This window comes from Streptomyces milbemycinicus, from assembly GCF_002154605.1.
In the GTDB taxonomy this organism is placed as follows: Bacteria; Actinomycetota; Actinomycetes; order Streptomycetales; family Streptomycetaceae; genus Streptomyces; species Streptomyces milbemycinicus.
Window position 1 is genome coordinate 1 of the sequence record NZ_MUNE01000624.1, and the last position, 6442, is coordinate 6442.

The 6442-nt window shown below is 69.7% G+C and carries 8 protein-coding genes; 3 read left to right on the top strand and 5 right to left on the bottom strand.

Annotated features, from left to right (window positions below):
• A partial coding sequence (cdgB, locus tag CCN51_RS40880; RefSeq protein ID WP_245881777.1) for a diguanylate cyclase CdgB occupies positions 1 to 1174 on the bottom strand: 1174 nt, incomplete at its 3' end.
• Between the two features lie 417 nt (positions 1175 to 1591).
• Between cdgB and CCN51_RS40885 the strand changes: the two genes are divergently transcribed.
• Entirely contained in the window at positions 1592 to 2092 is a 501-nt protein-coding gene (locus CCN51_RS40885) for a flavin reductase family protein (RefSeq protein ID WP_014177548.1), read from the top strand.
• Between the two features lie 49 nt (positions 2093 to 2141).
• A complete protein-coding gene (locus tag CCN51_RS40890) occupies positions 2142 to 2498 on the top strand; it encodes an arsenate reductase family protein (RefSeq protein WP_014177549.1) in 357 nt (118 codons plus the stop codon).
• Positions 2499 to 2509: 11 nt separating this feature from the next.
• Here CCN51_RS40890 and arfB read toward each other — a convergent pair whose 3' ends face one another.
• Positions 2510 to 2947 (bottom strand): alternative ribosome rescue aminoacyl-tRNA hydrolase ArfB, encoded by a 438-nt coding sequence (gene arfB / locus CCN51_RS40895; RefSeq protein WP_078610928.1) that lies wholly within the window; start codon positions 2945 to 2947, stop codon positions 2510 to 2512.
• A gap of 196 nt (positions 2948 to 3143) precedes the next feature.
• Here arfB and CCN51_RS40900 point away from each other — a divergent pair, with 196 nt between their 5' ends.
• Positions 3144 to 3719 (top strand): TerD family protein, encoded by a 576-nt coding sequence (locus CCN51_RS40900; RefSeq protein ID WP_014177551.1) that lies wholly within the window; start codon positions 3144 to 3146, stop codon positions 3717 to 3719.
• 66 nt (positions 3720 to 3785) lie between these two features.
• On the opposite strand, the gene CCN51_RS40905 is transcribed toward CCN51_RS40900, so the two are convergent.
• From CCN51_RS40905 to CCN51_RS40915, 3 genes are all read right to left on the bottom strand, one after another.
• Positions 3786 to 4001: a DUF397 domain-containing protein gene (locus tag CCN51_RS40905; RefSeq protein ID WP_014177552.1), complete on the bottom strand. Its 216-nt coding sequence runs from the start codon at positions 3999 to 4001 to the stop codon at positions 3786 to 3788.
• Entirely contained in the window at positions 3980 to 4831 is an 852-nt protein-coding gene (locus CCN51_RS40910) for a helix-turn-helix domain-containing protein (RefSeq protein WP_014177553.1), read from the bottom strand. Before CCN51_RS40910 ends, CCN51_RS40905 begins: the two co-directional genes overlap by 22 nt.
• 33 nt (positions 4832 to 4864) lie before the next feature.
• Positions 4865 to 6442: IS200/IS605 family element transposase accessory protein TnpB (locus CCN51_RS40915; protein WP_107426196.1), on the bottom strand; the 1578-nt coding region annotated here is incomplete at its 5' end.

The following is a 6442-nucleotide window of genomic DNA, read 5'->3' on the forward strand; positions in this document are numbered from 1 at the left end:
CCCCGAACCCGGACTCCCCGAACCCGGACTCCCCGCGCCCGGACGCGCCGTGCCCGGACGCGCCCTGCCCGGATGCCCCGGGGCGCCGCGGGTTGTCGCACAGCCTGCTGCCGAGGCGGGTGCGCAGCTCGGCGCTGTTGGGCAGGCCGGTCAGCGAGTCGTGGCTGGCGCGGTGGGCCAGTTGCAGCTCGTTCTGTTTGCGCTCCTCGATGTCCTCGACGTGGGTGAGCAGAAAGCGCGGGCCGTCGGCCGCGTCGGCGACCACGGAGTTCCGCAGGCTCACCCAGACATAGCTGCCGTCCCGGCGGGCCAGCCGCAGCTCGGAGCGGCCGCCCTCGGCTGAGGTGCGCAGCAGGGTGCCGATGTCCTCGCGGTGCACGAGGTCGGAGAAGGAGGAGCGGCGCAGGGCGGACGCCGGGCGGCCCAGCAGCCGGCACAGCGCGTCATTGGCGCGCAGCAGCCGCCCGTGCTGATCGCCGCCCATCTCGGCGATGGCCATGCCGCTCGGGGCGTACTCGAAGGCCTGCCGGAAGCTCTCCTCGCTGGCGCGCAGGGCCTGCTGTTCGCGCTCCAGGCGCAGCAGCGCGCGCTGCATATTGGCGCGCAGACGGGCGTTGCCGATCGCGGTCGCGGCGTGAAAGGCGTACATCTGCAGGGCCTCGCGCCCCCAAGCGCCGGGGCGGCGGCCGTTCCTCGGCCGGTCGACGGATATGACGCCGATCAGCTCGCCACCCGAGCCGCCCCCCGAGTACATCGGCGCGAACAGGCGGTCCATCGGATGCCACCCGTCGGGAAAGCTGGGCGCGGGCCCGGGGGTGTGCCACTGCGGAACGTCGTCGTCATCGAGCACCCACCCCTCGCTGTACGGGACGAAGTGCAGAGCGCCCCAGCGGTCACCCATGGACAGCCGGCGCTCCCAGGCGTCACGCGAGCCGACCCGTCCGGCCATCAGGGCCTCGGCCCCGGGGTCACCCCCGACGGCCGCGACCACCAGATCGCCGTCCGGGCGGACCAGATTGACGGCCGAGAATTCGTAGCCGAGCCCGGCGATCACCCCGTCGGCGACGGTCTGCACGGTGTCGGCGAAGCTGCGGGCGGTGTTCAGATCGGCGACCACCTGGTGCAACAGCCGCAGGGTCGCAAGGCGGATGTACGGCTCCGACTCGGTCTCCATCGCTCGCTACTCCCCCGAGACCTCGACAGCAACTCCTGGCTTGTTGTCGTCCTTCTACTCGTCCGACTTGTCGTCCGATTGCCATGGCCACTGAATCACAGCGAGCTGCCCACTCGGTACACAGGGTCAACAATTACCGGCTGGTGTGAGTCATGTCACAGACAGTGTTCAAGCCTTGGAGACAGGCGTGGGAGCGCTCCTGATTTTTGTGAATGCAAATCCCGAAACACCGTTCGGCCACTCATCCGAAGGCCGCGCACTGCCGCCCCCGGCGTACGGCGAATACGGCCCGCGACCTAGGACCGACCTGGTCCCGGGGCCCGATGCGGGGCCCACCCGGCCCGCGTTAGCGTTCATTACGTGCCGCACCCATCGAGCTCTGCCGCCGCGCAGCCCGTCATCCCCCATGCTGGTGGGGTGAGTGAGGACGAGTTCCGCGCCGCCCTGTCCCGACTCTCCGCGGGCGTGGTATTGGTGACCGCCCACGACCCGGACGAGGGGCCGCGCGGCGAGGACGTCGGCATGACGGCCACCTCGTTTATGTCGGTGTCACTTGACCCGCCGCTCGTGATGGTGAGCGTTCGCAACGGCTCGCGGATGGACGACCTACTGGCCCGACAGCCCCTCTGGGCGGTGTCGGTCCTGTCGGAAAGCCAGCGTCACATAGCGGGGCGATTCGCCATGAAGGGCCGCATCAGCGACAGACTGCTGTTCGAGGACATCCCCTTCAGACGCGGCGAGGCCACGGGCGCACCCCTCGTCGGCGGAGCGCTCGCGGTCGTCGAGAGCCGCACCGAACAGCGGGTGACGGCGGGCGACCACACCCTGGTGGTGGGCCGAGTGCTGTCGGCGGGAACCCCGAGCGCGGACGGCGGCCCGCTGATGTACTTCCGGAGCCGCTACCACACGCTGGGGTGACGCCCTCCCGCCTGGGGACGGCGCCTCCTGCCCGGATAGCGTCCGAGCCATGGAAATCTGGATCAACCCGGCCTGCTCCAAGTGCCGCTCCGCGCTGACCCTGCTGGACGCCGAGGGCGCCCAGTACACCGTGCGCCGCTATCTGGAAGCGCCGCCGACCGCCCAGGAGATCGAGGACGTACTGCGCCGCCTCGGCCTGGAGCCCTGGGACATCACCCGCACCGGCGAATCCGTCGCGGCCGAACTGGGCCTTACGGACTGGCCGCGCGAGGAGTCCGCCCGCACCCGGTGGATCGAGGCTCTGGCCGCCCATCCGATCCTGATCCAGCGGCCGATCATCACGGCCGACGACGGCACGGCCGTGGTGGCCCGCACCCCGGACGCGGTCCGCTCCGCCCTCCCGTAGCCCCCGGGCCGCTAGCCCCAGTCCCGCCCGGACCGCCCACGCTTGGTGTCGCCGCGCTGCTTCTTCTCCCGCAGCCGCCGCTCGTTGATACCGCGTGGGATACGGGTCGGACGGCGCGGCTTGGGCGGCGGCGCGGTCGCCTCGGCCAGCAGCGACGCGAGCCGGACCGCCGCCGTCTCGCGGTTGCGCCACTGCGAGCGGTGCTCGGACGCCCGTACGGTCAGCACCCCACCGACCAGCCGCCCCGCCAGCCGCTCCAGCGCGCGCTGCTTCCACACCGGCGGCAGCGCCTCGGTCGCGGCCAGGTCGAAGCGCAGCTCGACCTGGCTGTCACTGGTGTTGACGTGCTGCCCACCCGGCCCGGACGACCTCGAGAAACGCCACATGAGCTCGGCCTCCGGCAGGGAGACCGAGCCACGGATGACATAGGGCCCGGACATGCCCCCCATGATCCCGCGCCGCCGCGGGCCCGTCACCTGCTTTTGTTCGCTCCGGGGCGAGGTCGAACCATCCGGCGCTAAGGATTGGCAAAGAAGGTAAAGGAACCTGGAACCGGTGGGCGGCCGACCGCGTTGTGGAGGGTGACGGTAGCTTCGTCCGGAGTACGAAGCCCTGAGGACTCGACCACCACGAAAGGGACTCCCCATGGCTGTAAGCCTGTCCAAGGGCGGCAACGTCTCGCTCACCAAGGAGGCACCGGGCCTGACCGCCGTCACGGTCGGCCTCGGCTGGGACGTCCGCACCACCACCGGTACCGACTTCGACCTCGACGCGAGCGCCATCGCCGTGAACCCGAGCGGCAAGGTCTACTCGGACCAGCACTTCATCTTCTTCAACAACAAGTCGACCCCGGACCAGTCCATCGTCCACACCGGTGACAACGTCACCGGCCAGGGCGAGGGCGACGACGAGCAGATCAACGTCAACCTCGCGGCCCTGCCCGCCGACGTCGAGAAGATCGTCTTCCCGGTCTCCATCTACGACGCGGAGTCCCGCAGCCAGAACTTCGGCCAGGTGCGGAACGCGTTCATCCGCATCATCAACCAGGCCGGCGGCGCCGAGATCGCCCGCTACGACCTCAGCGAGGACGCGGCCACCGAGACCGCCATGGTCTTCGGCGAGCTGTACCGCAACGGCGCGGAGTGGAAGTTCCGCGCGGTCGGCCAGGGCTACGCCGCGGGCCTGGCGGGCATCGCCAAGGACTTCGGCGTCAACGTCTGACGGACGTAAAGCACAAAACACCAAGGGCCGCCCTGCCAAAGGGGCGGCCCTTGGTCGTTTCCAGGGTCAGCGCGTGGGGATGCCGTCGCCTTTGAGCTCCGCCACGAAGACGGACCACGCGGGGGCGGGGAAGATCAGGACGGGGCCGTGGGGGTGCTTGGAGTCACGTATGGGAACTATGCCGGGGTGGCCGTCGGCCACCTCGACGCATTCGCCGCCGTCAGCATTGCTGTAGCTGCTCTTGCGCCACACAGCGGTGCTCAGGTCAGGGGTGGTCGCCATGCCTTCCAGTCCTCCATCGCCGCTCGGATCATCGCCTCGGAGTCGTAAGGCGAGAGGGCCATAGCCCTGAACAGATCGTAGGACTGTTGGCGCTTCACCACCTCGTCCCGGCCCTCGATGATGGTCCCGAACCGGCTGCCCTCCACGTAGGCCACCTGTGAGTGGTCCGGCGGAGTGAAGAGCGTCAGCGAACCGCCCAGATCAGGATGCTCACCACCTGCGGCGAACGGCAGAATCTGGACGGTAATGTTCGGCTGTGCCGCGCGCTCAAGCAGCCTCTCCATCTGGTGGCGCATCACCTCGGGGCTCCCGACTCGGCGCCGCAGCACCGTCTCGTCGAGGATGAACCAGCAGCGCGGCGGCCTGGACACGCTCAACCGCTTCTGCCGATCGAGCCTCGCCTTCACCAGCGACGCGATCTCCCCATCCGGAGCGTCCGGATGCCCGCACCTCAGCCACCGCTCCGCGAACTCCGGGGTCTGAAGCAGGCCGTGCACAGTGGCGCTCACGTACGACTCGATGGCCAACGCCCGGCTCTCGATCTCGATCACGCGGCGGTACTTACCGGGGAACGGCTCCTTCCGGGCCAGCTCGTACAGCCGGGCGAAGAGCCCATCCATGCCGAAGCACGCGTCCAGGGCCGACGCCAGGCCGTCATACGGCAGCGACTCCGCCGCTTCGATCCGCGCGAGATTCGACTTGCTGTAATTCAGCACCTCCGCGAGCTGCCTCAGCGACATACCCGCCTTCTCCCGGTGGCGACGGATCTCGAAGCCGAGCAGATCGCGAGCGGATCGATCCGGCTGAAGTTCACGCGACTGGAACGGCATATGCCCACCTCCTGTGTCCCGTTTCCACCGTTTCTAAAGACTGAGCGGGAGTGAGTCCTGTTGCCAGGGCTCATGCTCAGCCGAACGCCCCGAACGGTGTTGGGCGTTCTGGTCCACCGCGTTCGCTCCGCGTCCGGCACGCACGGATCGTGTCCGTGGTCCGGGAATGCAGGGGCGGTTTCCCTCGCGCGCTGGGGTGTCCCGTCGGGCCTGGACGGTCCGATGCCCGCACCCATCGCTCTGGTGGGTGCGGGGCGGTGCCGTCCGTCGCCGGATCGGGTGCCCCAGGGCGCGCCTGCCGATCGCCACGGCGGCAGCGTCGTGGCGAGTAGTCTTCCTGGTCTTGGTCGTGAGGGGCTTTTGCCAGTGCTGGGCGCCCCACTTGCTGGTGTAGGCCGGGTCGACGGCGACGATGGTGATGCCGAGTTCGGCCGCCATCGACAGCAGCCGGGCCCGCAGCTTGCTGACGGGCATCCCGGAGATGAGATTGCGGAACCGTTTGCGGCGGCCGTGCTTCTCGCGGGTGGTCTCGGCGGTGAAGTCGAGGTCTTCGAGTGCGATCGACAGCCCGTGGCGCTCGGCCCAGTGCAGCAGGCGGATCAGGACGTGCCTCACCTGCGCGTCGCGGTGCTGGGCGGTGCCGGACAGGTCGTAGAAGAAGCGTCGGGGATCGCCGGTGGGGTTGCCGTGCTCGTCGAGGCGCCAGGCGGCCAGATGGTCGGCGTTGGTGTCGAAGCCGATCAGGCCACCGGCGCGGGCAGATGCCAGGGGGACGATCTGGACCGGGGGAACCGTCCAGGACGCGGTCAGATACCAGCGCCTGCGGGTTGTGTCTTCGTGGATGCGGTAGGCCACGGCCCGGTTCGCTGCCACGCGGTCGGCCCACTGTTCACCCCGGTGCGCGAACGACACCCTCGCCGCCAGCACGTATCGGCCGTGCGGCGCGTTCGCCAGGTGCGCCAGCGGCGCGGGGAGCTTGATGGAGACCTCGCCGCCGGGGGTGACGCGGATGGTCTCGTTGCCGAACCTTTTGCCGGACTCACCGTCCGCGGCGAGAAACCGGCGCCCGGCCTGCCACCGCGCGCGCCACTGCTCCTCGGTGAGCTGCGCCTGCTCCAGATGGTGCCGGGAGTTCAGCAGCCGCTTCCCGCCGCGCACCACGCGCACGACCCCGGCCTCACGGTCCGCCCGCACCGTCTGAAGCCGTTCTTCGAGCACACACAAACGGCGTCTCTTCGCGTGCCACTCCCGCGTGCTGCGGTAGCCGCCCGGCACCCGCTTGGTGCCCCTCTCACCCACCGGCACGGACAGCCGATGGGTGATCGTCTCGATCCCGGCTTCCAGGCTCTGGATGTGCGCGAGCTGGCCGCGCCGGGCGAGCGCCCACTGATCGTGGGTGGCCTTCGTGATCGCCCCGGCCCAGCGGGACGAGGACTCCTGCGTGAGTCTGCGCTTGCGCTCGGCCCACTGCTCACTGTCATGCTTCAGCCTGGCCGCGCACCGCGCCTTGAGATCACGGGAGGCGAGCGAGCCGAGCAGATCACCGACCAGGCGCAGCACCGTCTCATCCCCGGCGGTCAGGCCCTTGAGCCGGGTACGGATCGCGACCCC

Bases quoted from the DNA above. Each gene is read 5' to 3' on its own strand.
- CCN51_RS40910 (WP_014177553.1), bottom strand. From the start codon at position 4,831: ATGCCGTTCCAGTCGCGTGAACTTCAGCCGGATCGATCCGCTCGCGAT.
- CCN51_RS40900 (WP_014177551.1), top strand. From the start codon at position 3,144: ATGGCTGTAAGCCTGTCCAAGGGCGGCAACGTCTCGCTCACCAAGGAG.
- CCN51_RS40890 (WP_014177549.1), top strand. From the start codon at position 2,142: ATGGAAATCTGGATCAACCCGGCCTGCTCCAAGTGCCGCTCCGCGCTG.
- arfB (WP_078610928.1), bottom strand. From the start codon at position 2,947: ATGGGGGGCATGTCCGGGCCCTATGTCATCCGTGGCTCGGTCTCCCTG.
- CCN51_RS40905 (WP_014177552.1), bottom strand. From the start codon at position 4,001: ATGGCGACCACCCCTGACCTGAGCACCGCTGTGTGGCGCAAGAGCAGC.